Raw genomic sequence first — 23,744 nt, forward strand, 5'->3', positions numbered from 1 at the left:
TTACGGCGTGCGGGAGTTGAGGGTGCGTCAGCCGAGGACGGCGAGCGCGTCGATCTCGATCAGGAGACCGGCGGGAAGACCGACGTAGACGGTCGTACGGGCGGCAGGCGGCTGGGTGAGCCCCTGCTCCTCGAAGTAGGTGTTGTAGATGCCGTTCATCTCGGCGAAGTGGTCGACGTCCGTGAGGTAGACGCGGATCATCATCACGTCGTCCCAGCTCGCGCCGCCCTCCTCCAGGATCGCCTTGACGTTGGCGAGGGTCTGGAGGGTCTGCTCGCGGAGGGTGGGGCCGGCGGGCGTCGGGGGCTTGCCCTCCTCGGCGGGGAGGAAGCCGACCTGGCCGGCGACCTGGAGGATGTTGCCCTTCTTGACGCCGTGGGAGAACTGCGCGGGCGGGGTGGTGTGGGTCTTCGGGGTGAGCGCGATCTTCTCGGTCATGAGGTGTTGGCTTCCTTGACGGGGGTTCTGCCGGAGTACTCGCCGGTGATGGCGTCCGCGGTGCGGCGCACCAGCGGGAGCAGGGTGAGGAGTTCGTCCGCGGTGACGACGACGTTGGGGGCGGAGACCGACATCGCGGCGACGACCTTGCCGTCCGCGCCGCGGATGGGGGCCGCGACGCAGTTGATGGACTCCTCGTGGCCGCCGAGGTCGGTGGCCCAGCCCTGTTCGCGTACGCGCTCCAACTCCTTTAGGAAGGCTGGGGCGTTGGGGGTGGAACGGGCTGTGTAGATGGGGTATTCGAGCTTGTCGGCGAGGGCTCGGCGCTCGGACTCGTGGAGGTCGGCGAGGAGGAGTTTCGCGACCGCCGCGACCGTGATGGCGACGGGCTTGCCGATCCGCGAGTACATCCGTACGGGGTAGCGGCTCTCGACCTTGTCGATGTAGAGGACCTCGCCCTCCTCGTACACGGCGAGGTGGACGGTGTGTCCGATCTGCTCGTTGAGGCGTACGAGGTGGGGGTGGGCGATCTCCCTGATGTCCAGGTTCTCCATCGCCTCCTGGGCGAGGGCGATCAGGCGGGCGCCGAGGCGGTAGCGCTGGTCGGACTGGCGGTAGACCATGCCGTGTTCGTGGAGCGTGCGGAGGAGGCGAAGGGCCGTTGATTTGTGCACGCCGAGGCGGTCCGCGACCTGCCCCAGGTCGGCGGGGCCCTGCGCGAGCAGCGGCAGGATGCTGAGCGCTCGGTCTACGGTCTGGCTCATGGGGTGCGTACCTCCTCCGGGGCCTGCGCGGCTTGCGTCCAGCCGGGGCCGAGTCGAAGTGTCTCCCAGGTGGCGTCGTCGACGGTGGCGAGGTGGTCGGCGGTGTCGCGGGTGGGGGGTGGTGCGAGGTCGCCGGGGGCGGTGAGGGTGGCGGCGGCGAAGAGGTGGGCGTGGCGCAGGCACTCCTTGACGGGGAGCCCCCGGAGGGTGCCGGAGAGGAACCCGGCGGCGAAGGCGTCTCCGGCGCCGGTGGGGGCGGTGACGTCGACGTGGAGGGCGGGGACGAAGGTGCTGTGCGACTGGGCTGAGGTGGGGGTGGGTTCGCTCGCCCGCACCGGCGGGGTGCCGCCTCTCTTTGGGTCGGGAGCCGCCCCAGGCGGCACGCATGCCCGCAGGCTGGGCGGGTCAGGGGTGCCGGCTGCTGGGGTGGGCGCCGCCCCGGGCTGCATGCCTGCGCGCGGGGGGCGTGAGTCTGAGGTGCCGGCTGCTGGGGTGGGCGCCGCCCCGAGCCGCACGTCTGGACGCAGGCTGAGCGGATCCGACCTAAGGGGCGCGGGGAACTGCGCGACCAGCCCCCTCTCAGCCGCACTCGACACAAATGCTGTGGCCCCCTTCGCCCCCTGCTTCACCACCAACACCCCCGGCTCCGGCAGCAGCTCCCGGATCGCCTCAGGCCCGCCCGTCACCCCCCACGCCTCGTCCTCCCCCACGAACACCACATCCGCCCGCCGCGCCAGCTCCAGCACCACCGCCGCACCGTCGGCCCCCTTCCACAGGTCCGGCCGATGGTTCACGTCGAAGGAGATCAGAGGACGATCAGCGCCAGGAGCCGTCAGCTCACGCACCAACTCCAGGCACCCCTCGGACAACGCCGCCGTGATCCCCGTCAGATGAAGCACCCGCCCCGCCCGCACCGCCCGGAGGTCCACGTTGCTCACGCTCATCGCCGACGCGGCCGACCCGGCCCGGTAGTAGGCGACCTCGTGCGCGTCCGTCCCCCGGTCCCCCGCCGTACGGAAGTACACCCCCGTAGGACGCGAGGCGTCACGGGCGACGGACGCGACGTCGACGCCGTACGCGCCGATCGCCGAGACGAGATGGTCACCGAACCCGTCCGCCCCCACCCGGCTCACCCACCGCACCGCATGCCCGGCAGCAGCCAACCCGCACGCCACGTTCGACTCCGCACCCCCGATCCCCCGCTCGAACGACGGAACGTCGGCGAGCCGCCCGGGCCGGGAGGGCAGGAACGTGACCATGGACTCGCCGAGCGCGACGACGTCCACGACGTCCACGGCATCGGGGGCATTCACGGTGGAAGCAGCTCCTTGTCATCTCGGGTGCCAGGATGTTAGACAGCGGTAAGCGATATACGCAATGGACGTTGCAGAGAATGCAATGCGCCTGATCAGGGAGGTCCCTTGTCCCTCGCCCGTCTCGCAGAAGAACGCGTCGACCACCGTTTCAAGGGCCTCCCCCCGGACGCCGAAGGCCTCACCGTCGGTGAGCTGGCCGCCCAGCGCCGCAACCTCTTCACCGACGGTTTCGCGACCCCCCTGCTCGCCCTCTCCGCCGAGCGGCTGGAGCACAACCTCAAGCTGATGGAGACGTACTCCGTCCGCCACGGCCTCGCCTTCGCCCCGCACGGCAAGACCTCCATGGCCCCGCAGCTGTTCCAGCGGCAGATCGAGCACGGGGCGTGGGGCATCACCCTCGCCGTACCGCACCAGGTACGGGTTGCCCGCGCCTTCGGCGTCCAGCGTGTGTTCCTCGCCAACGAACTCGTCGATGCGGCGTCGCTGAGGTGGATCTCCTCCCAGCTCGACTCCGACCCCGGCTTCCGTTTCATCTGTTACGTCGACTCCGTACGCGGCGTCCACCTCATGGACGCGGCTCTCCGGGACGCCGGCGCCTCCCGCCCGCTCGACGTCGTCGTCGAGCTCGCCGCCGGGGAGGGGGCCCGCACCGGGGTCCGTACCGAGTCCGAGTGCGCCGCCGTCGCCGACGCCGTGGCCGCCGCGTCCGCGCTGCGGCTCGTCGGGGTCGCGGGGTACGAAGGGGAGGTCCCGAACCCCGACCCCGACCGCGTCCACAGCTGGCTGCGGCGGCTCGTCTCCCTCGCCGTCGGGTTCGACAAGGACGGCCGGTTCGGCGGCACCGACGAGGTCGTCGTCAGTGCGGGCGGCAGCGCCTGGTTCGACGCCGTCGCGGACGTGTTCGCCGAGATCCCCGAACTCTCCCGCCCCGTACTGAAGTTGCTGCGCTCCGGGGCGTACGTCTCGCACGACGACGGGCACTACCGCACGGTCACCCCCTTCAACCGGGTCCCGCAGGAGGGCACCCTGGAACCGGCCTTCCGGCTGTGGGCACAGGTCGTCTCCCGCCCCTCCCCCGAGCAGGCCTTCGCCAACGCGGGCAAGCGGGACGCGGCGTACGACCTCCACCTCCCCTTCGCCCAGGTCGTACGCCGTGACGGCGTCGAACGCCCGGCCACCGGCATCGAGGTCACCGCCCTCTCCGACCAGCACGCCTGGCTGCGCACCGGGCCCGAGGCCGATCTGGAGGTCGGTGACTGGCTCGGGATGGGGCTGTCCCATCCGTGCACGTCCTTCGACAAGTGGCAGCTGATCCCGGTGGCCGAGGCGGACGGGACGGTCGTCGACTACATCCGCACCTACTTCTAGGAGGCCCGCAGATGGAAGAGCTCGTCATCCGGGACGCGGACGTCGTCGACGGCTCCGGCGGACCCTCCTACCGCGCCGATGTCGTCGTCGACGGCGGCCGGATCGTCTCGATCGTCAAGGAGGCCGCCGACGCCGGCTGCCAACGGCCCACCGCACAAAGGGAACTGGACGCCGAAGGCCTCGTCCTCTCCCCCGGCTTCATCGACATGCACGCCCACAGCGACCTCGCCCTCCTCCGCGACCCCGACCACAGCGCCAAGGCCGCGCAGGGGGTCACCCTCGAAGTCCTGGGCCAGGACGGGCTGTCGTACGCCCCCGTCGACGACCGCACCCTCGCCGAGGTCCGCCGGGCCATCACCGGCTGGAACGGCTACGGCGACGACATCGACTTCGACTGGCGGTCGGTGGGCGAGTATCTCGACCGCCTGGACCACGGTTTCGACGGCCGGGGCATCGCCGTCAACGCGGCCTATCTGATCCCGCAGGGGACCGTGCGGATGCTGGCCGTGGGATGGGAGGACCGGGAGGCGACACCCCAAGAGCTGGACCGCATGCGGCAGTTGGTCGCCGAGGGGATGCAGCAGGGCGCGGTCGGCATGTCGTCGGGGCTCACCTACACACCCGGCATGTACGCCAAGGACGCCGAACTGACCGAACTGTGCAGGGTGGTCGCGGAGTACGGCGGCTACTACTGCCCCCATCACCGCTCGTACGGGGCGGGGGCGCTTGAGGCGTACGAGGAGATGGTGGCCCTCACCCGGGAGGCGGGCTGCTCCCTCCATCTCGCCCACGCCACCATGAACTTCGGCGTGAACAAGGGCCGGGCGCCCGAGCTGCTCGCCCTCCTCGACGCCGCGCTCGCCGCCGGGGCCGACATCAGCCTCGACACCTACCCCTACACGCCCGGCTGTACGACTCTCGTGGCGATGCTGCCGCGTTGGGCGAGCGAGGGCGGGCCGGAGGAGATCCTCAAGAGGCTCGCGGACGACGAGACCGCGGAGCGTATCCGCCACCACCTCGAAGTCATCGGCTCGGACGGCTGCCACGGGGTGCCGATGGAGTGGGACACGATCGAGATCTCGGGGGTCACGGACCCCTCGCTGGCGGACTACGTCGGTCGCCGCCTGGACAGTTGGGCGACCGCCCGGCATCTGCTGCTCGCCGACCGGCTGGCCCCGTCGATCCTCCAGCACGTCGGCCACGAGGAGAGCGTCCGCGCGATCATGCGGCACCCCGTCCACACCGGCGGTTCCGACGGCATCCTGCAAGGCGCCAAGCCGCACCCGCGCGCGTACGGCACGTTCCCGCACTATCTCGGCCACTACGTACGGGAGTTGGGCGTGCTGTCCCCGGAGGAGTGCGTGGCCCATCTGACCGGGCGCCCGGCGGCACGGCTGCGGCTGCCGGACCGGGGGCTGATCCGCGAGGGGTACCGGGCCGACCTGGTCCTGTTCGATCCGCGGACGGTGGCGGCGGGAGCGACGTACGAGAATCCGCGCACGCTTCCGACGGGCATCCCGCATGTCCTGGTCGACGGCCGGTTCGTGATCGAGGACGGCCGGCGGACGGACGTACTGGCGGGCAAGGCGGTCCGTAACAGTCCCATGTGACGGAACGCCCGCCTCAACTCACCTGCTCACATACGTGCTACGGCTTGGGCAGCGTGCACGCGCTCGCGTTCAGGTTGAGCTGGTTGCCCGTGGTGAAGCAGGCCGGGATGTTGTAGATCTCCTCGGCGTAGTTGATGCCCTTGCGGACGGTGATCGCGCCGGTCTCGCTGACCTCGCACGGGTTGTTGACCGTGCAGGACTCGCCGTCCTCGTTGCCGGTGTTGTTGACGGCGACGACCTTGCCGGTGGACTGGTCGATCACCGGCGAGCCGGAGGTACCGCCGATGGTGTTGCAGGCGGAGGTGTAGCGGACCGAGTCCTTCCAGGTCCAGTCGCCCTCCTTGAGGCGGTACACGAACCCGTCGATGTTGCAGTTGTAGAGCGTCTTCCAGTAACCGGAGGCCACCGTGATCGCCGTGCCGGCGGTCGGGTGGGTGTCCTGGACGGTCAGCGCGGAGATCCCGTACGAGTTCTTGATCGTCGCGTACGTCGTGGTGAGCTGGTAGAGCGAGACGTCCGTGTCGGTCATCGTCGCGTACGCGAGCTTGCTGGCCCTCAGGGTCGCGACCCGGGTGCCGGAGGAGTTGAGCAGGCCGAAGGTGCGGCTGGAGCTGGCGTTGGTGAGCACCTCGCCCGGGTCCAGGAAGCCGGACGTCAGGCAGTGGCCGTTGGAGAGCACCAGCGCCGGGTCGGTGTCCAGGGAGTTCGGGAAGCGGACGACCGAGCCGGAGCAGTTGCTCAGCGAGACGGTTCCGGCGAGCGTGACGGCGGAGAGCGACGGCGACGCGGTCTGCTTCAGGGTCGCCGTGGCCGAAGTGACCAGGTCGTGCACGACGGACGTGGCCGTCTCCGTGTCGATGCTCTTGCCGACGCCCGAGGTACCGGCGCCCGCGGTCGCGGGCTCCTGGGCGACAGCGGGTGCCGTGCCCAGCCCGGCGAACGCCAGGACGGTGAGCGCGGCGACGAGAGGCTTTCTCATGTGGGGGTCCCCTCTTGCGACTTGGGCGACCGGAAAATCTCCGGCCGCCCACGAATTTGTCATGCGCATTCTCGGCATGGAGGGGGGAGCGGTACAAGGAGTTCGCGGGTCCGAGAGTGAGGATCTTCACCGGAAGGTCATCAACTCGCCCTTAAATCCGCCTACTTGGGTCGCTTGGTGCTGCCCTGGCCGCGGCCCGGATTGCCGTTGCCGTTGGTGTTGCCCGGGTCCGGGTCGGTGGTGGTGGCGGTCGGGGTGGGGGTGGCGGGGGTGCCTGACGAGGGGGTCGACGACTCCTCCGGGTCCGGGGAGGCCCCCGACTCCTTCGACCCGCCCGAGGCCGAGGGGGACGGAGAGGCGCCGGTGCCCGTGCCCGTACCGGCGTCCGGCGCGCCCTCGGCCGGCGAGCCGGTCGCCGCGCCGTCCTCGCCGGGCGCCGTCGAGTCCCCGGCCGACGAGGAGCCCGTACGGCCGTGCTGCCCCTCCGCGCCGCCGGACGATCCGTCCCCGGAGGACCCGGAGAAGGCGAATCCGGCGATCAGCGCGGCCACGGACACCGCGCCCACCGCGCCGGCGGCGACCGCCACCCGTCGGGAGCGCCACGGGCTGGGGCTCGGCTTGCGGCGGGAGTGGGTGCGCCGGGGCGGGACCCGGGGCAGTTCGGCCGTCTCGTCGTACGCGTTCTGCCAGCCGTGCGCGACGGCCGGGTCGGCGTACTCCTCGTAGGAGAGGACCGGCTCGGTCTGCGGGTGGTACACGTTCGGCGGAGCGTCGGGCTCGTTTCCGTACGGGTCTGGGCTGGACATGGCCGCGCATTGTAGGGACGGGTGGGGGCCCTGGGACAGCTACCGGCGATAACCGCCCAAACCCACCAGGGGCCGGACCGTCTCAAGTGGTGGAAAACACGGCCCGTGTCGCGTTACCCGGCCGTAAGCTCCCAGACATGCAGGTGATCCAGTCGACCAAGCTCGCCAACGTCTGTTACGAGATCCGGGGCCCGGTTCTCGAAGAGGCCATGCGGCTTGAGGCGGCGGGCCACCGCATCCTCAAGCTGAACACCGGGAACCCGGCCGCCTTCGGCTTCGAATGCCCGCCGGAGATCCTTGAGGACATCCTCCGGAACGTGTCGTCCGCCCATGGATACGGCGACGCGAAGGGTCTGCTGGCCGCGCGCCGGGCCGTCGTGATGCACAACCAGACCCTCGGCATCGAGACCGACGTCGAGCACGTCTTCATCGGCAACGGTGTCTCCGAGCTGATCGTGATGGCGATGCAGGCGCTGCTGGACGACGGCGACGAGGTGCTGGTGCCGTCGCCCGACTATCCGCTGTGGACCGCCGCGGTGTCCCTGTCGGGCGGTACGGCCGTGCACTACCGCTGCGACGAGCAGTCCGACTGGATGCCGGACCTCGCGGACATCGAGCGGAAGGTCACCGACCGCACCAAGGCGATCGTGATCATCAACCCGAACAATCCGACGGGCGCGGTGTACGACGAGGCGATGATCCGGGGGCTCACGGACATCGCGCGCCGCCACAATCTGCTGGTCTGCTCGGACGAGATCTACGACAAGATCCTCTACGACGACGCCGTGCACCTCCCGACGGCGGCCGTCGCGCCGGATCTGCTGACCCTCACCTTCAACGGCATGTCCAAGGCGTACCGGGTGGCGGGGTACCGGACCGGGTGGATGTCGATCTCGGGGCCCCGCGCGCACGCCGAGTCGTACATCGAGGGGCTGACGGTCCTCGCGAACATGCGGCTGTGCGCGAATCAGCCGGGGCAGCACGGGGTCGTCGCCGCACTGAGCGGACGGCAGACGATCAATGACCTGGTGCTGCCGGGCGGTCGGCTGCGGGAGCAGCGGGATGTGGCATACGAGCTGCTGACACAGATCCCCGGTGTGACGTGTGTGAAGCCGAAGGGGGCGCTGTATCTGTTCCCCCGGCTCGATCCCAAGGTCTTCAAGATCAAGGACGACCGACAGATGGTTCTCGATCTGCTGCGGCGGGAGAAGATCATGGTCGTCCAGGGGACCGGGTTCAACTGGAGCGAGCCGGATCACTTCCGGGTCGTGACGCTGCCCACGGCCCGGGATCTGCGGGATGCGGTGACGCGGATCGGGAACTTCCTGGACGGGTACAGCCAGCCGTAGCGAATCTGCCTACAGCTCAACTTTAGACTGAATCTAAGCTAGGATGGTTTCCTGACAGCGACGGAGGCCCTCCCATGTACGAACCGATCCGCACCAAGTCGGTCCACAGCACGATGGCCGACGGCGCGTCCGACTTTCCGCATCGGACGCGGGAGGAGGAGCTGGAGTTTCAGCTCGCCGGGCATCTCGCCGCGCTACTGGCCGTGACCGACGAGCTGCGAGCGGCATCGCCTTCGGCCGACCTCGACGCGGCTGCGGAGCGGCTGGCCCAGCAGGTGACGCGGTTGCGAGGTGGCAGTACGCCGGTGCGTGCGGCGTCGGCTGGTGCCGGGACGCGACTCGACGCGCTGCACGAGCGTGCGCATGCCCTGGCCGGGCGGGCGCTGGTGGTGGCTGCGTCTCGTGCGGATACCGCGGCGGCGATTCTGGCTGCCGAGCGGATGGACGCCCACGCGGAGGCTCTGGAGCCTCGGGAGCTGGCCTCCCACTGAGCGGCCCTGGCCCGCGTGCACCCGCAGCGACGCGCGGGCCAGGCGCCACATAGCTCGGGGGTATGCGTTGTATCGCGACTGCGGGCTCGTTGTGGTTGATCGCGCAGTTCCCCGCGCCCCTATGGGGCGCGTTGCAGTACTGGAGTAGGTACGACACCCCCCGTTCACTCTCTCCGCCGGGGAATGTTGGGTTCCGTGAGCAGTCTGCCTTTGTGAGACGAATCATTGGAATCGTCCTCGCGGTCCTGCTGATCGGCGGCGTGGCGGTAGCTGTCGCGGTGGGCCGGGATACCGGGGACAAGGGCACGGCAACGAAGACCGTGCGGGGTGTGATCGGGTCGGAGAAGGCGGAGTTCTTCGGGGATCCGGATGTGGTGAAGGCCTTGGCCGCCAAGGGGTTCACCGTGAAGGCCGAGACCTCCGGGTCGTGGGCCATGGAGGGGCTGGATCTCAAGGGGTACGACTTCGCCCTGCCGTCCAGTCAGGCGCCGGCCGTCGAACTCGCCGCGAAGTACAAGGTGTCGGGGACACTCCCCCGGCCCTTCTACTCGCCCCTCGTCGTCGTGGCGCACAAGAGCGCCGCCGAGGTGCTCGCGGGGAACGGGCTGGCCACGCTGGACGCCGAACACCGGGGGACGCTCAAGATGGGCGCCTACCTCGATGCGGCGCGGGGTGACCGGACGTGGCAGGAGCTCAAGGGGGCCGCCAAGTACGGGGAGTTGAGCGGGACGCTCTTCATCTCCAGTACCGATCCCGAGTCGTCCAACTCCGGTGCTCTCTATCTCGCCGCCACCTCCTATGTCGAGAACGGCGGCAAGGTCGTCGCGAGTGACGCCGAGGTCGGGAAGGCAAGTCCCCTGCTGCGCAAGCTGATCAGCGTGCAGGGCGCCCAGCAGTCCAGCACGGACGCGGCGTTCCGGGACTTCGTGAGCGGGGCCGGGAACCCGCTGGTGCTGGTGTACGAGTCGCAGGTCGCCTCGCTGCTCGCGGGCGGGCAGCGGCCCGACGACCTGGTCGTCCTCTACCCGGACACCACGGTCAACAGCGACCACACCGTCGTACCGCTGACCGAGGACGGCAAGGCTCTCGCCGAACTCCTGTCCACGGACCCGAAGTTGCGCGCGCTGGAGGTCCGGCACGGGTTCCGGCCGCAGGGCGTGGCCGCCGAGTTCGCGTCGGCCGGCACCTATCTCAAGCAGGAACTGACCGGCGTCCGCCAGGCGCCCGTGCCCACCTCCGCGGTGCTGCACGAGCTGGCGCGGCAGGCCAAGGGGGACGACAAGTGACCAGTGACTTCACCCTCACCCCGCCCGAGGCCGTGGCCCCCGTGCCCCGGGAGAAGGCCGGCGGGCTCGTGCCCGTCGACGACAGCGTGCGTACGGCGGTGGCGCAGAAGGCCGCCGACTATGTCGCCGGGCTCGCCGCGCTGGACGCCCGCTCGCCCGAGTTCGCCGGCAAGGTCGGGGAGATCACCGGGCTGGGCGCCAGGGAGATGCGGACCGCCGCCGCGCAGTCCAACCGGATGCTGGAGCGGACCGTCCGCAGTCTGCCCGACAAGGGCGGGGACGCGCAGTCGCAGGTCGCCGGGTCGCTCGTCGAACTGCGGCGCGTGGTCGAGGACTTGGATCCGCGGGATCTGGCGGCCGCGAAGGGGCGGAAGTTCCTGTCCCGGCTGCCCGGTGGCAACAAGGTGCGGGACTACGTCGCCAAGTACTCGTCCGCGCAGGGGACCCTCAACAAGATCGTGGGGTCGTTGCGCGGCGGACAGGACGAACTCCGGCGGGACAACGCCGCGTTGCAGACCGAGCGGGTCCGTCTGTGGGAGACCATGGGCAAGCTCCAGGAGTATGTGGTGCTGACCGAGGCGCTGGACGCGGCCGTCGAGCGGCACATCGACGGGGTCCCTGACCCTCAGACCGCCGACTCGATCCGGGCCGATGTGCTCTTCCCCGTGCGGCAGAAGCACCAGGACCTGCTCACCCAGCTCGCGGTGTGCGCCCAGGGGTACCTCGCCATGGATGTCGTACGGCGGAACAACGAGGAGCTGATCAAGGGCGTCGACCGGGCGGCCACGACCACCGTGTCGGCGCTGCGGATCTCCGTGATGCTGGCGTCCGCGCTGGACAACCAGAAGAAGGTCGTCGACCAGGTCAACGCGTTGCGCGGGACGACCGAGGACCTCATCCGGGGCAACGCCGAGATGCTCGCCACGCAGAGCGGGGAGATCCAGCGCATCGCCGCCGACCCGGCCGTCGGTGCCGAGACCCTGCGGACCGCGTTCCAGCAGATCTACCGCACGCTCGACGCCATCGACACCTACAAGGTCCAGGCGACCGAGGTGATGGCCTCGACCGTGGAGTCCCTGACCTCCGAACTCCAGCACGCCACCGCGTACTTGGAGCGCAGCCGGTCGCAGGGCGCGCTGGAAGGGGGGCTCGGATGAGACGCCGCATCCTTGCCTTCCTCGCGCTCGCCCTCCTCACCGGCTGCACCGCCGAGGCGCAGGACAGTGGCGGTGGCGACGACGGCACCTACAAGGCGGGCACCCTCCGCGTCCTCGCCTCCAGCGAGCTCAGCGACATGGCTCCCGTGCTCGAACAGGTCCAGAAGGACACGGGCATCGAGGTCCGGCCGACCTACATGGGCACCCTCGACGCCGTGGACCTGCTCGCCAAGGGCAAGGCCGACGGTCGGTACGACGCCCTGTGGCTGTCCTCCGACGACTATCTGCGGCTGCGTCCCGACGCGGCGAAGAAGGTGGTCTCCGAGACGCCGGTGATGTCGAGTCCGGTCGCGATCGGTGTACGGCAGGAGACGGTCGCGGCGCTGGGCTGGAAGGCCGATGACGTCACCTGGTCCCAGGTCGAACAGGCCGTCCAGGACGGCAAATTGACGTACGGCATGACCGATCCGTCCCGTTCCAACTCCGGTTTCTCGACGCTCGTCGCCGTCGCCTCCGCGCTCTCCGGCGCCCAGTCGGCGCTCACCGACGCGGATGTCACGAAGGCGACGCCCCGGCTGAAGGAGTTCTTCAAGGGGCAGAAGCTGACCTCGGGTTCGTCGGGCTGGCTGGCGACGGCGTACGAGCGGCGCGGGACCGTCGACGCGCTCCTCAACTACGAGTCCGTCCTCAAGGGCATCCCGGGTCTCACGGTGATCCGCCCCCGCGACGGAGTCGTCACCGCCGACTACCCGCTCTCCTCCCTCGCCGCGACGGACACCACGGTCCGCGAGGACGTCCGCCGGCTGACCGAGGCCCTGCGCACCCCGGAGATCCAGCGCGAGATCACCGAGCGCACCCATCGCCGCCCCGTGGTCTCCTCGGTCGCCCCGGCGGCCGGCCTCGACACCACCCGGCGCCGCGAACTCCCCTTCCCCGGCAGCCAGTCGGTCGCCGACGGTCTGCTCGACTCGTACGAGAACGAGCTGCGCCGCCCCTCCCGGACGGTGTACGTCCTGGACACCTCGGGCTCCATGGACGGCGAGCGCCTCGACGGGCTGAAGAAGGCCCTGACCGGGCTCACCGGTGACTTCCGGGAGCGCGAGGAGGTCACGCTGATGCCGTTCGGGTCGGACGTGAAGAGCGTACGGACGCATGTCGTGGACCCCGCCGATCCGGACTCCGGGCTCGACGCGATCCGGAAGGACACCAAGGAGCTCGAAGCCGACGGTGACACCGCGATCTACACCTCGCTGGAGAAGGCGTACGACCAACTGCGCACCGGGAGGGACGCGTTCACGTCGATCGTGCTGATGACGGACGGCGAGAACACGGCCGGGGCGGACGCCGGCGAGTTCGACGACTTCTACCAGGGACTCGACTCGACCCGGCGGCAGATCCCCGTCTTCCCCATCCTCTTCGGCGACTCCGACCGCGAGGAGCTGGAGCACATCGCCGAACTGACCGGCGGCCGTCTCTTCGACGCCCAGAAGGGCTCGCTGGACGGTGCCTTCGAGGAGATCCGTGGCTATCAGTAGGTATCTGGAGTCCCGTAAGAACATCACGGGCAGTGTGTGCGGGCTCGTCGGACTGGCGCTGACCTTCACGGGGGTGGCCGGGCCGTACTGGCCGGTCGTCGTCGCGGGACTGTACGGCGCGGGCGCGCTGATCGCCCCGCCGGAGCGGCCGCCGGTGCCGGACTTCCCGGACCCGTCAGCCCAACTCGACGCCCTGCGCGGCGACTTCGGGACCCTCCGCACCTACCTCGCGGAGATCGAGCTGCCGCCCGCCGCGGCCGGCCGGCTCACCGAACTCACCGAGCTGCTGGGCGCGTTGCTGGATCCCGGCTGGTCGGGCGAGCTGCTGGCCCAGGACCCGGAGGGCGTCCACACGCTCTCCCGGTCCGTACGGCAGGACGTCCCCGAGGCCGTCGACACCTTCGTACGGACTCGGTGGTGGACGCGGCTCGCGCCGGGCCAGGAGTCTCCGGAACGGCACCTGGAGCGGCAGCTCACGCTTCTCCAGGAGGAGGCGGAGCGGCTCGCCGCGGCCCTTCGGGAGACGGAGGCGCGGCGGCAGGAGTCGCACACGCGGTACCTGGAGGACCGGGCGAACTGAGCACTCCCCCTCCAGGTGACCTCCCTGCCCCCCTAACTGCCGCCGTGGTTCTCGGCGATGGCCACGATCACGATGAACACCACCAGCACGATCAGCAGGAGCGCCACCTTGAGGCGGCCGAACCGGCGCCCCGTCGGCTCCGGCGCCTGCGGTACCGGCGGGGGCGGGGGTGGCAGCGGTACGTGCCGGGGCCCGTTGAAGACGTCGTGCCCGGTGGTCGCGGCGCGGGTGCACCAGGGGCAGGCCGGCAGGTGGGCGCCGTAGGCGTGCAGGGGGCGGGCCTGGCACAGGTTGATCTGGGAGCGCTGTTTGTCGAGGGCGCGCAGCCAGGCCTCCGCCGGGGGCCGGGCGGCGGGGGCGTGGACGCCGGGGCCGAAGGCGGAGCGGGCCAGGGTGAGGAGGTCGGGCGGGAGGACGGAGGGGTCGATGGTGCCGCGCGGGATGACGACGTGCTCGGGGCGGACGACGTAGGAGCAGCTGGCGGCGATGTTGTCCTTGACGGTGGACTCGGAGGTGCTGTCGTGGGGGACGCCTCCGAAGGGGTGGTTGCCCGCCGTCAGGAGCTGGTAGACGAGGACCGCGAGGGCGAAGTCGTCGCTGGCGCGGGTCGCGGGGCCGCCCGCCTGGCGTTCCGGGGCCGAGTAGTCGGTGGTGTGCATCAGGCACGGGAAGGGCTCGCCCGTGACCGGGTCGGTGAAGGCGATGGAGTCGCAGTCGAGGAAGGTGACGAAGCCGTTGGCGTCGACGACGACGTTGCTGCTGGAGAAGTCGCCGATGACGAGGTGGTCGTGGTGCATGCGCGCGGTCATGAAGGCGAGGTTCCAGGAGACGCCGACGAGGAACCGCCAGTCCGCCTCGGGGAAGAGCCTCAGGCGCTGGGCGCGGGTGAACAGGCCGACCAGCTGGACGTGTTCGGGTTCGCCGAAGCGGTGCATGGCGTAGCCGAGGAAGGCGCCCTCGGGGCTGCGGGCGATCGCGGTGGGCCAGGCCAGTTCGGGCGGCTGGGAGCGGTCGGTGGGGCGGGCCGCGAGCGGGGACATGGTCAGCATGCGGGTCAGGCGGCGTTCCTGCTCGGGTCCCGGCGTCTCGCGGTAGAGCTTGACGACGGTGCCGTGATCGCCCTCGACGGGGAAGACGGACGCCTGTCCGCCGCCCTTCAGGGGCTGCTCGGCGAGCACGACCGGCTTGCCGTCCAGGTGGACGATGCGGCCGCTCATGGGCGCCCCTTGCGCACGGCCCGCAGCAGTGTCTTGTCGTCGGCGTTGAGGGCGGTCAGCCGGTCCGACCTGAGCAGCGCGGCCAGGTTGTCGTGCGCGGAGTCGGAGACCGGGCCGGGTCCGTCGAGGGAGCGGAAGACGGCGTCGGCGAAGGAGGCGTTGGGGGTCGGGGCGCCGTTCCCGGAGCGGGAGAGCGCGGCCTGGGCGAGGCCGTCGGTGGAGAGCAGGACGCCGTCGATCCCCGGGTCGACGACACAGTCGGTGCGCCGCCAGCGGGCCGCGTCGGGCGAGGTGAGGAAGACCGTCTCGTTGCTGTACTCGCTGGCGTCGGCGGCCTGCGGCAGCACATGGAACTGCGGTTCGCCGTCCTCGGCTCCGGCGCGCAGGACGACGAAGCCGTCGCCGACGGTGAGATGGCCGAGCCAGTCCCGGGCCATGACGACGACGGTGAGGGTGGTCGCGAAGTCGGCGGCCGCCGCTCCCGTGGTGTCCAGGAAGTCCATGGTGATCTCGTTGAAGGCGTCGGCGAGCAGGTCGTGCACGGCCTTGCCGGGTGGACTGTGGACGGCCTCGCCCGCCCGTCGTACGAAGTGCTTGACGGCCAGCTCCACCGCGAGCAGCGAGCCCTCGTCGGAGCGTGGCCGGCTGCCCGCTCCGTCGGCGACGGCGAGCACGGTGACGGGTCCCTCCTCGGCGTGGGCGCAGGCGTCCTGGCAGGGCAGGCCGTCCCGGCGGTGCCGGTAGCCCTCGACGCTCATGCCGTGGATCCGCCAGCCGGACCTGCCCATCGGTCAGCTCTCCCAGGCGGGGCGCTGGGTCTTGAACTGGCTGAAGATCTTCTCGAAGACCTCGTCGCCCGCGCCCTTCTGTTCGGCGTTGGCGCTGGCGGACATCATCTGGAGCAGCTCCCGGAACGGGAAGCCCTGGATGGTGGCGTTGAACTTCGGGGCGAAGGCCCGCAGCACCTGTTCGCCGTAGTCGGTGATGCCGCCGACGCCGATGGCGTACAGCCGGAAGCGGCGGGAGTTCTGTTCCTCGGCGAGGACCGGGACCAGCCGGTGCCAGGAGTCGGTGCGGCGGCCGGTGGCGTCGGTCGGGATGCCGTCGGTGACCAGGCAGATCTGCGGGCGGTAGTACTGGAGTCCGGAGGCCCGCAGTTCGGCCTTGCGGGCGGCGACGATGTGCATCGACAGCTCCAGGGCCTCCGTCATCAGGGTCACGCCCGCGGCGGCGAGCTGCGGCGGCCGGAACGCGTGCGCGGGCACGAAGGGGCTCACCGGGGTGCCGGGGGCGAGGGGCTGGGGGCCGCGCCAGGCGGCGACGCCCTGTCCGCCGAAGGTGACGACGGCGACCTCGACGCTGTAGCTGAGGGCCACGTCGTCGTGGAGCTCCCGGGTCCATTCCACGAGGGCGTTGTTGAGGGTCTGGATCGGCGGGCCCGCCATGGAGCTGGACGTGTCGAGGCACAGCACCAGCGGCAGCCGCTGGGCGTTGTTCTCGAACTCGATGTCGGCGTACTCCGCCGGCATGGTGGGCGAGTATTCGCTGCACATGGGTTTCTCCTGGTGGAGCGGCGTGCCTCAACGGGCGTGGGCGTGGCGCCCGGCGGCGGGCGGGAAGGCGTACAGGACGTCGGAGTCCGGCTCCGGCGGGTCGGTGACGTCGACCCGGGAGCCGGGGGGCGGCGGCGCCTGCCCGGGGTCGGCCCACACGGCCCGGTACAGGACGCGGTCCACCTCGACGTATCCCTGCGGGTGCAGGTCGGTGCGGACGACGGCCGGGTGGGTGGGGCCGGTGGGGGTGACGGAGCGGTGGCGGGCGGTGCGGGTGGTGGTGGGGCGCAGGGCGCGGGTGGGTTCGTCGAGCATGCGGTGGGCGGCCGCCGGGGCGGGGGTGACGCGGGTGCGGCGGACGAGGACGAAGAGGGCGGCGAGGAGGAGGGCGAGGAGGGTGGCGATGCCGGGGACGAGCCAGTTCCCGTAGGGACTGGTGTCGTCGGTGTCCGTGGCGCCGGTGATGTAGGCGTGGCGTTCGACGGCCTGATTCGCTTGGATCAGCACTTCGCCGTTCATCGGCTTCGCCTTCTTGTCCCCGACCAGGTCGTCGCACAGAGACCGCCGGTCGGCCGTGCAGACGGAGGCCAGCTCTTCACGTGTGCTCGGTGACAAGCGGCTGATCATGGCGTCCCGGTCGACGAGCCGGCCCTTCTGCTCGGCGAGGACCAGCAGCACGGTGCCGCCCTCGCCGGTGGAGACCCCGGCCGGCACCTCGACCGACAGCTGCTGTCGGTGGTCCCAGATGCTTTGGATGATCTTCGCGCGCTCGTCCTTGGTGCCGCCGAGCGGCAGCTCGCCGCGGAGGGGCAGCGTGACCGGTTTGGTGCCGAGCCGCTGCGTCCAGCAGTCCAGCGAGTCGGAGAAGTCGCCCTTGCACGGCGCCGCGGCCGCGGGCACCGCCGGCAGCAAGGCGAACAGAATTCCGAGAAAAACGACGACACGCGGCACTCGCCCCATGGGCACCCCCGTGGCCCGAAAAAGACCCTTGCTCATAGTGGAGCAACAGACCCGCGCCGGAAAAGGGGTTTACGCAATCACACGGTTAACTTCTACAGCTGGAACACCTCATGACAACGTGTGAACATCTGCCGCGCCCGTTCCACCCAATCGCTGGCCAAAGCATCGAAGTCCGCCTGTGTGACCCGGCAGGTCAGCGGCAGATCGCACACCCCGGCGAGACAGGGCCGCGGCCCCCGCACGTCCCACACGGAGAGCATGGGATTCAGCTGTTCGGTGTTCCACGCGTTCGACGCGGCCGCGGCGACGGCCAGTTGATCGTGGCGCAGATAATTCCCGTCGGTGACGAAGGCGACGAGCAGCCGTTTGGTGGTCATGAATCTGACCGTGAGCATGCGGCCCGTTTCCTCCAGATCGAATTGCAGGGAAACGGAATCGGTGTCGGTCACGATATGGAGATTCCGCCCCGCCCCCCAGCTGTGCACCAACTGCCGCCAGTACATGCCGATTTCATGGACCGGACCGGTCGAGTGCTCAGGCGGTGCCACGGTCCACCGCCCGGGCGACCATCGCGTCGGTGAGCCCGGCGTCCAGCAGGGCCTGGGCGTGCAGCATCAGACAGGACGGCACCGAGACACTGGTGCCGGCCTTGCGTCGGGCGTTCAGCTCGCTCACCCGGACCTCGATGGTCCGCCGCACCTTGGGCGGCGGCCAGGACGGTGACTGCGGGGTCTCTTCGAGGAGTTCGGCCAGCAGTTCCGTGAGCCGGGGCCGGTCGCCGGGCCGCTTGGCGAGGCACTGCGAGATCAGCGGCCGCATTCCGGGCGGTACGCCGTCCAGGTCCGGTTCGCCGAAGACGACCTGGTAGCGCACGGCCTCCCTCATGCCGTGCGGCGGATGGCCGGTCAGCGCGTGGACGAGGACCCCGCCGAGGGAGAAGACATCGGTCTCCGGTCCGACCTGCGCGCCCTGCATCTGCTCCGGGGACATGAAGGGCGGGGTGCCGACGACGAGTCCGACCCTGGTGAGTCCGGGTGCCCCGTCGACCCGGGAGATCCCGAAGTCGATGACGCGGGGTCCGTCGGAGGCCAGCAGCACATTGGACGGCTTGAGGTCCCGGTGCACGACCCCCGCCGCGTGCACCGCCTGCAACGCCTCGACGAGGAACGCGCCGAGCCGCCGTACCTGGTCCTCGGGCAGCGGCCCGTCCGTGCGGACGGCTTCCGCGAGGGAGGGGCCGGGCACGTACATCGTGGCCAGCCAGGGCAGTTCGGCCTCGGTGTCGGCGTCGATCACCGCCGCGGTGTAGGCGCCGCTGACGACCCGGGCGGCGGCGACCTCGCGCGCGAAGCGTTCCCGGAACTCGGATTCGGCCGCCAGCTCGGGGCGCACCACCTTCACCGCCACCTCGCGCCCGGCGGGCGAGCGCCCGAGATACACCCAGCCCATGCCGCCGGAGCCGAGCCGCCCGACGATGCGGTACGGCCCCACCTTCAAGGGGTCGCTGACGGGTGTGCGCACCCCGCTCACCTCATTTCGGGGTTCGTTGCAGGATGTCCCGAGTGTCCCGCGAAATCCCGTCCCGCACAGAGGTGATGACCGAAAAAGACGAAGGCCTGTCGTTGTGTTCCCATCGGGGCGGACGGGAAGACGACGACAGGCCCAGGACCCCGCACGCCATTGTGCGGAGCCTCGTCTGCTCACACCGCGGCCGGTCGTGACGATCGCTGGTCAGGGCACATCCAAACCGGCCGCGGAGTCTTCAATGCATGGGCTCAGCCCAGGCGCTCCACGAGCGCCCGGTACTCGTCCCACAGTTCCTTCGGCGTGTGTTCGCCGAAGGTGTTGAGGTGCTCGGGGACCAGGGCGGCCTCCTCGCGCCAGACCTCCTTGTCGACGGTGAGGAGGAAGTCGAGGTCGGACTCGGAGAGTTCGAGGCCCTTGGTGTCCAGCGCGCCCTTGGCGGGGAGCACGCCGATGGGGGTCTCGACGCCCTCGGCCTTGCCGTCGAGGCGCTCGACGATCCACTTCAGGACACGGCTGTTCTCGCCGAAGCCGGGCCAGACGAACTTGCCCTCGTCGTTCTTGCGGAACCAGTTGACGTAGTAGATCTTCGGGAGCTTCGACTGGTCCTTGTCCTTGGCGACGTCGACCCAGTGGCCCATGTAGTCGCCCATGTTGTAGCCGCAGAACGGCAGCATGGCGAAGGGGTCGCGGCGCAGCTCGCCGACCTTGCCCTCGGCGGCGGCGGTCTTCTCGGAGGCCACGTTGGCGCCGAGGAAGACGCCGTGGTTCCAGTCGAAGGACTCCGTCACCAGCGGTACGGCGCTGGCGCGGCGGCCGCCGAAGAGGATCGCCGAGATCGGCACGCCCTTGGGGTCCTCCCACTCGTGCGCGATGATCGGGCACTGCGAGGCGGGCACGGTGAAGCGGGCGTTGGGGTGGGCGGCCGGGGTCTCCGAGTCCGGAGTCCAGTCGTTGCCCTTCCAGTCGGTGAGGTGGGCCGGAGTCTCCTCCGTCATGCCCTCCCACCAGATGTCGTTGTCGTCGGTCAGCGCCACGTTGGTGAAGACCGAGTTGCCCCACAGCGTCTTCATCGCGTTGGCGTTGGTGTGCTCACCGGTGCCGGGGGCGACGCCGAAGAAGCCGGCCTCGGGGTTGATGGCGTACAGGCGGCCGTCCTCGCCGAAGCGCATCCAAGCGATGTCGTCGCCGATCGTCTCGACCGTCCAGCCGGAGATCGTGGGCTCCAGCATGGCGAGGTTGGTCTTGCCGCAGGCGCTCGGGAAGGCGGCGGCGACGTACTTGGGCTCGCCCTGCGGCGGGGTGAGCTTGAGGATCAGCATGTGCTCGGCGAGCCAGCCCTCGTCGCGGGCCATGACGGAGGCGATGCGCAGGGCGTAGCACTTCTTGCCGAGCAGGGCGTTGCCGCCGTAGCCGGAGCCGTAGGACCAGATCTCGCGGCTCTCGGGGAAGTGCGAGATGTACTTGGTGGAGTTGCAGGGCCACGGGACGTCCGCCTCGCCCTCCGCGAGGGGGGCGCCGAGGGTGTGCACGGCCTTGACGAAGAAGCCGTCGGTGCCGAGCTCGTCCAGGACCGGCTGACCCATGCGGGTCATGGTGCGCATGGAGACGGCAACGTACGCCGAGTCGGTGATCTCGACGCCGATCGCGGAGAGGTCCGAGCCGAGGGGGCCCATGCAGAACGGGACGACGTACATCGTCCGGCCCTTCATGGAGCCGCGGAAGACGCCGTTCTCGCCCTGGAAGATCTCCCGCATCTCGGCGGGGGCCTTCCAGTGGTTGGTCGGGCCCGCGTCCTCCTCCTTCTCGGAGCAGATGAAGGTGCGGTCCTCGACGCGCGCGACGTCGGTCGGGTCGGAGGCCGCGTAGTAGGAGTTGGGGCGCTTGATCGGGTCGAGCTTCTTGAAGGTGCCCTTCGCCACGAGCTCTTCGCTGAGGCGCTCGTACTCGGCCTCGGATCCGTCACACCAGACCACGCTGTCCGGCTGGGTCAGTTCGGCGATCTCGTTCACCCACGAGATCAGTTCCTTGTGCTGGGTGGGGATGACGGGGGGAGCCGCGATGTCGCGCGCCACGATTGCTCCTAGATGAGGGGTTTTTTGTTTTGGAGGCCCCGTGGGGGCTGCGACCCGGATGCTGTTCGCACCTTTTCGGTGGTGACCTTGGCGCTCATCCGGTGCCGACCGCACTCATTTGATCATCCGACGTGCGCGCCCATCTGTCCAGAGGGCATCACAGGTGAGCGGAGTGAGGATTGCCACGTGACGGAGTGTTTTCAGAGCGCCGCTTTGCGTGCATGTTGGATTCACTTGAAGGTTCCTTGACGGGGGGACGCCCGGCGTCAACTCCCGTGAGATGATGGCCACTCTCGGCCCGGATTCATCCCGCACTCATCTGCAACTTACGGTTCCGTAGGTACGATGCCGGACATGACTGCGTCCGCCTCCGACGCGCCTCTGGACTCGCCGGCCGCCGGCCGCGGTCCCGTCGCGCTCACCCTGTCGCAAGAGATCAAGCCCAAGCTCAGGGGCTGGCTGCATCTAGGCATGTTCCCGGCCGTACTCATCGCGGGCCTGGTGCTCACCGCCCTCGCCGACTCGACCCGGGGCCGTATCGCCTGCGGGATCTTCGCCCTGACCGCCTGCCTGCTGTTCGGCGTCAGCGCCCTCTACCACCGGGGCAACTGGAGCCCGCGCATGGACGGCGTCCTGCGCAGGCTGGATCACGCCAATATCTTCCTGATCATCGCGGGCACCTACACCCCGCTGACGATGCTGCTGCTGCCCGGCGCGAAGGGGCAGTGGCTGCTGTGGGGCATCTGGGGTGCCGCGCTCGCCGGGATCCTCTTCCGGGTCTTCTGGGTGGGCGCCCCGCGCTGGCTCTACACCCCCTGCTACATCGCGATGGGCTGGGCGGCGGTCTTCTTCCTGCCCGACTTCATGCGCACCGGCGGCATCGCGGTCCTGGTCCTGGTGATCGTCGGCGGTCTGCTCTACAGCGCGGGCGGCGTGATCTACGGCATCAAGCGCCCCAACCCCTCCCCGCGCTTCTTCGGATTCCACGAGGTCTTCCACTCGCTCACGCTGGCGGCGTTCGTCGTCCACTACGTCGGGATCTCGCTGGTGGCGTACCAGCACGCGTAGCGGCACCCACCGCTCTTCAGGGCCACGGCTTCGAGCCGTGGCCCTTTTTGCATGCCGCTTCCCTTTCAGCAGTCGATACCGATTGACAGTAACCCTATTTTGAGAGCTACTCTCATTTCATGGACACTGTCACTCCAGACCCCCGCCGCTGGTGGGCCCTGGCGGCCCTCGTCGCGAGCATGCTCACCCTCGGTTTCGACACCACGATCCTCAACGTCGCCCTGCCCACGATGGCCGCCGACCTCGGCGCCTCCACCGGCCGGCAGCAGTGGATGGCGGACGCGTACGTCGTCGTCTTCGCCGCGCTGATGCTCCCCGCGGGACTCCTCGGCGACCGCTTCGGCCGCCGCAAGATGCTGATCACCGGCCTCGTGATCTTCCTGGGCGGCTCGCTGGCCGGCGCGCTCGCCGGGGACGTGAACTGGGTCATCGCCGCCCGCGCCCTCATGGGAGTCGGCGCCGCGCTCGTCACCCCGCTCGCGCTCTCCGTACTGCCCACGCTGTTCAGCCGCGACGAGCAGCCCAAGGCCACCGCGATCGTCTCCGCCGCCTCGGCGCTCGGACTGCCGCTCGGCCCGATCATCGGCGGCTGGCTGCTCAACCACTTCTGGTGGGGCTCGGTCTTCCTCGTCAACGTCCCGATGGCCGCCCTCGGCATCGCCGCCTGCGTCTTCCTGCTCCCCGAGACCCGCGACCCCGCCTCCCCCGAGGTCGACACCCTCGCCACCGCGCTCACCGCGACCGGCCTAGGCGCCCTCGTCTACGCGATCATCGAGGCGCCCACCCGCGGCTGGGGCGACCCCCTGGTCGTCGGCATGCTCACCGCGTCCGTCGCCCTCATCGCCGCCCTGGTGCTGCGGGAGCGCCGGGCCGAGCGCCCCATGCTCGACATGACCCTGCTCGCCCACCGCGGCTTCCTCTTCAACACCGTCGCCGCGACCCTGGTGATGTTCGTCCTCTCCGGCCTGCTGTTCGTGCTCCCGCCCTACCTCCAGGCGGTCCTCGGCAACGACGCCCTCGGCACCGGCGTACGGCTGCTGCCGATGATGGGCGGCATACTGCTCGCCTCCCGCACCGCCCCGCAGGCCGCGACCCGCTTCGGCGCCCGCGCCACGGTCAGCGCCGGCCTCGTCGTCCTCGCCTTCGCCGCGCTCCTCGCCAGCCGGACGACGGCCGACTCCGGCTACGGCTTCACCGCCCTGTGGCTCACCCTCACCGGCGTCGGCTTCGGCTTCTCCCTCATGCCCGCCATGGCCGGCGCCCTCGGCGCCCTCCCCCGCGACCGCGCCGGCAGCGGCTCCGGGCTGCTCATGACGCTGCGCCAGGTCGGCGGCGCGATCGGCATCGCCCTGCTCGGCAGCCTCCTCGCGAGCACCTTCCGGGACCGGCTCGACGTCACCGGGCTGCCCGCCCGGGCCGCCGACACCGCCGGGGAGTCCGTGGTAGCCGCCCACCTCGTCGCCGCGAGGACCGGCTCGACGGAACTGCTGGCCTCCGCGAACAGCGCCTACGTCCACGGCATGGGCGTCGTCATGCTGGTGTGCGGCGCCGCCGCCCTCGTAGCGGCGCTGTTGGCGGCCGCGTTCCTGCCGGGCGCGCGGACGGCCGAGGAGAGCGCGGACGCCCCGGACATGGTTGCCGAGGAGGCCGATGCCCGACAATGACCTC

22 protein-coding genes are annotated in these 23,744 nt (G+C 70.2%); 10 read left to right on the forward strand and 12 right to left on the reverse strand.

Features of this window, described 5'->3' with window-relative positions; genetic code table 11:
• Window positions 1–27: 27 nt before the first annotated feature.
• Genes ABZ928_RS34900 through ABZ928_RS34910 form a run of 3 tightly spaced genes read right to left on the reverse strand, consistent with a single transcriptional unit; the run spans window position 28 to window position 2,515 of the window.
• Complete coding sequence (locus ABZ928_RS34900) at window positions 28–438, reverse strand: RidA family protein (protein WP_361527777.1); 411 nt, start codon at window positions 436–438, stop codon at window positions 28–30.
• The gene (locus ABZ928_RS34905; protein ID WP_361527779.1) at window positions 435–1,202 is read right to left on the reverse strand and encodes an IclR family transcriptional regulator; all 768 of its coding nucleotides are present in this window, start codon (window positions 1,200–1,202) and stop codon (window positions 435–437) included. Before ABZ928_RS34905 ends, ABZ928_RS34900 begins: the two co-directional genes overlap by 4 nt.
• Window positions 1,199–2,515: a PfkB family carbohydrate kinase gene (locus ABZ928_RS34910; protein ID WP_361527781.1), complete on the reverse strand. Its 1,317-nt coding sequence runs from the start codon at window positions 2,513–2,515 to the stop codon at window positions 1,199–1,201. Before ABZ928_RS34910 ends, ABZ928_RS34905 begins: the two co-directional genes overlap by 4 nt.
• Window positions 2,516–2,623: 108 nt before the next feature.
• Here ABZ928_RS34910 and ABZ928_RS34915 point away from each other — a divergent pair, with 108 nt between their 5' ends.
• Together ABZ928_RS34915 and ABZ928_RS34920 are read left to right on the forward strand one after the other, a co-directional pair.
• Window positions 2,624–3,886: an amino acid deaminase gene (locus ABZ928_RS34915; RefSeq protein WP_361527783.1), complete on the forward strand. Its 1,263-nt coding sequence runs from the start codon at window positions 2,624–2,626 to the stop codon at window positions 3,884–3,886.
• Window positions 3,887–3,897: 11 nt separating this feature from the next.
• Window positions 3,898–5,496, forward strand: coding sequence for a D-aminoacylase (locus ABZ928_RS34920; protein ID WP_361527785.1), 1,599 nt, complete (start codon window positions 3,898–3,900; stop codon window positions 5,494–5,496).
• 37 nt (window positions 5,497–5,533) lie between these two features.
• Here the strand turns inward: ABZ928_RS34920 and ABZ928_RS34925 are convergent, their stop codons facing one another.
• Complete coding sequence (locus ABZ928_RS34925) at window positions 5,534–6,475, reverse strand: serine protease (RefSeq protein ID WP_361527787.1); 942 nt, start codon at window positions 6,473–6,475, stop codon at window positions 5,534–5,536.
• A 161-nt stretch (window positions 6,476–6,636) separates the two neighbouring features.
• Window positions 6,637–7,281, reverse strand: coding sequence for a hypothetical protein (locus ABZ928_RS34930; protein ID WP_361527789.1), 645 nt, complete (start codon window positions 7,279–7,281; stop codon window positions 6,637–6,639).
• A 137-nt stretch (window positions 7,282–7,418) separates the two neighbouring features.
• Between ABZ928_RS34930 and ABZ928_RS34935 the strand changes: the two genes are divergently transcribed.
• From ABZ928_RS34935 to ABZ928_RS34960, 6 genes are all read left to right on the forward strand, one after another.
• A complete protein-coding gene (locus tag ABZ928_RS34935; protein ID WP_361527791.1) occupies window positions 7,419–8,630 on the forward strand; it encodes a pyridoxal phosphate-dependent aminotransferase in 1,212 nt (403 codons plus the stop codon).
• A 74-nt stretch (window positions 8,631–8,704) separates the two neighbouring features.
• Complete coding sequence (locus ABZ928_RS34940; protein WP_361527793.1) at window positions 8,705–9,121, forward strand: hypothetical protein; 417 nt, start codon at window positions 8,705–8,707, stop codon at window positions 9,119–9,121.
• Window positions 9,122–9,333: 212 nt separating this feature from the next.
• Window positions 9,334–10,407 carry a hypothetical protein gene (locus tag ABZ928_RS34945; protein WP_361527795.1) on the forward strand — a complete coding sequence of 358 codons (1,074 nt, stop codon included), beginning with the start codon at window positions 9,334–9,336 and terminating at the stop codon, window positions 10,405–10,407.
• Window positions 10,404–11,564 carry a toxic anion resistance protein gene (locus tag ABZ928_RS34950; RefSeq protein ID WP_361527797.1) on the forward strand — a complete coding sequence of 387 codons (1,161 nt, stop codon included), beginning with the start codon at window positions 10,404–10,406 and terminating at the stop codon, window positions 11,562–11,564. The genes ABZ928_RS34945 and ABZ928_RS34950 overlap by 4 nt, the downstream gene beginning before the upstream one ends.
• Window positions 11,561–13,099, forward strand: a complete 1,539-nt coding sequence (locus ABZ928_RS34955; protein ID WP_361527799.1) for a substrate-binding and VWA domain-containing protein — start codon at window positions 11,561–11,563, stop codon at window positions 13,097–13,099. The genes ABZ928_RS34950 and ABZ928_RS34955 overlap by 4 nt, the downstream gene beginning before the upstream one ends.
• Complete coding sequence (locus ABZ928_RS34960) at window positions 13,086–13,679, forward strand: hypothetical protein (RefSeq protein WP_361527801.1); 594 nt, start codon at window positions 13,086–13,088, stop codon at window positions 13,677–13,679. The genes ABZ928_RS34955 and ABZ928_RS34960 overlap by 14 nt, the downstream gene beginning before the upstream one ends.
• Window positions 13,680–13,711: 32 nt before the next feature.
• Here the strand turns inward: ABZ928_RS34960 and ABZ928_RS34965 are convergent, their stop codons facing one another.
• The 7 genes from ABZ928_RS34965 to ABZ928_RS34995 all read right to left on the reverse strand — a co-directional run bounded on the left by ABZ928_RS34965 (window position 13,712) and on the right by ABZ928_RS34995 (window position 21,008).
• Complete coding sequence (locus ABZ928_RS34965; protein WP_361527803.1) at window positions 13,712–14,896, reverse strand: hypothetical protein; 1,185 nt, start codon at window positions 14,894–14,896, stop codon at window positions 13,712–13,714.
• Window positions 14,893–15,684, reverse strand: coding sequence for a PP2C family serine/threonine-protein phosphatase (locus tag ABZ928_RS34970; protein ID WP_361527805.1), 792 nt, complete (start codon window positions 15,682–15,684; stop codon window positions 14,893–14,895). Before ABZ928_RS34970 ends, ABZ928_RS34965 begins: the two co-directional genes overlap by 4 nt.
• 3 nt (window positions 15,685–15,687) lie before the next feature.
• A complete protein-coding gene (locus ABZ928_RS34975; protein WP_361527807.1) occupies window positions 15,688–16,449 on the reverse strand; it encodes a hypothetical protein in 762 nt (253 codons plus the stop codon).
• 27 nt (window positions 16,450–16,476) lie between these two features.
• Entirely contained in the window at window positions 16,477–17,349 is an 873-nt protein-coding gene (locus tag ABZ928_RS34980; protein ID WP_361527809.1) for a hypothetical protein, read from the reverse strand.
• Between the two features lie 152 nt (window positions 17,350–17,501).
• The gene (locus tag ABZ928_RS34985; RefSeq protein WP_361527811.1) at window positions 17,502–17,858 is read right to left on the reverse strand and encodes a hypothetical protein; all 357 of its coding nucleotides are present in this window, start codon (window positions 17,856–17,858) and stop codon (window positions 17,502–17,504) included.
• Window positions 17,859–17,943: 85 nt separating this feature from the next.
• Window positions 17,944–18,930, reverse strand: a complete 987-nt coding sequence (locus ABZ928_RS34990; protein ID WP_361527813.1) for a serine/threonine-protein kinase — start codon at window positions 18,928–18,930, stop codon at window positions 17,944–17,946.
• A 254-nt stretch (window positions 18,931–19,184) separates the two neighbouring features.
• Window positions 19,185–21,008, reverse strand: a complete 1,824-nt coding sequence (locus ABZ928_RS34995; protein WP_361527815.1) for a phosphoenolpyruvate carboxykinase (GTP) — start codon at window positions 21,006–21,008, stop codon at window positions 19,185–19,187.
• A gap of 354 nt (window positions 21,009–21,362) precedes the next feature.
• Between ABZ928_RS34995 and ABZ928_RS35000 the strand changes: the two genes are divergently transcribed.
• Together ABZ928_RS35000 and ABZ928_RS35005 are read left to right on the forward strand one after the other, a co-directional pair.
• A complete protein-coding gene (locus ABZ928_RS35000; RefSeq protein WP_361527817.1) occupies window positions 21,363–22,076 on the forward strand; it encodes a hemolysin III family protein in 714 nt (237 codons plus the stop codon).
• Between the two features lie 119 nt (window positions 22,077–22,195).
• A complete protein-coding gene (locus tag ABZ928_RS35005; protein ID WP_361527819.1) occupies window positions 22,196–23,740 on the forward strand; it encodes a DHA2 family efflux MFS transporter permease subunit in 1,545 nt (514 codons plus the stop codon).
• The last annotated feature ends 4 nt before the right edge of the window (window positions 23,741–23,744 follow it).

This window comes from Streptomyces sp. NPDC046909 (assembly GCF_040644695.1).
Taxonomy (GTDB): domain Bacteria; phylum Actinomycetota; class Actinomycetes; order Streptomycetales; family Streptomycetaceae; genus Streptomyces.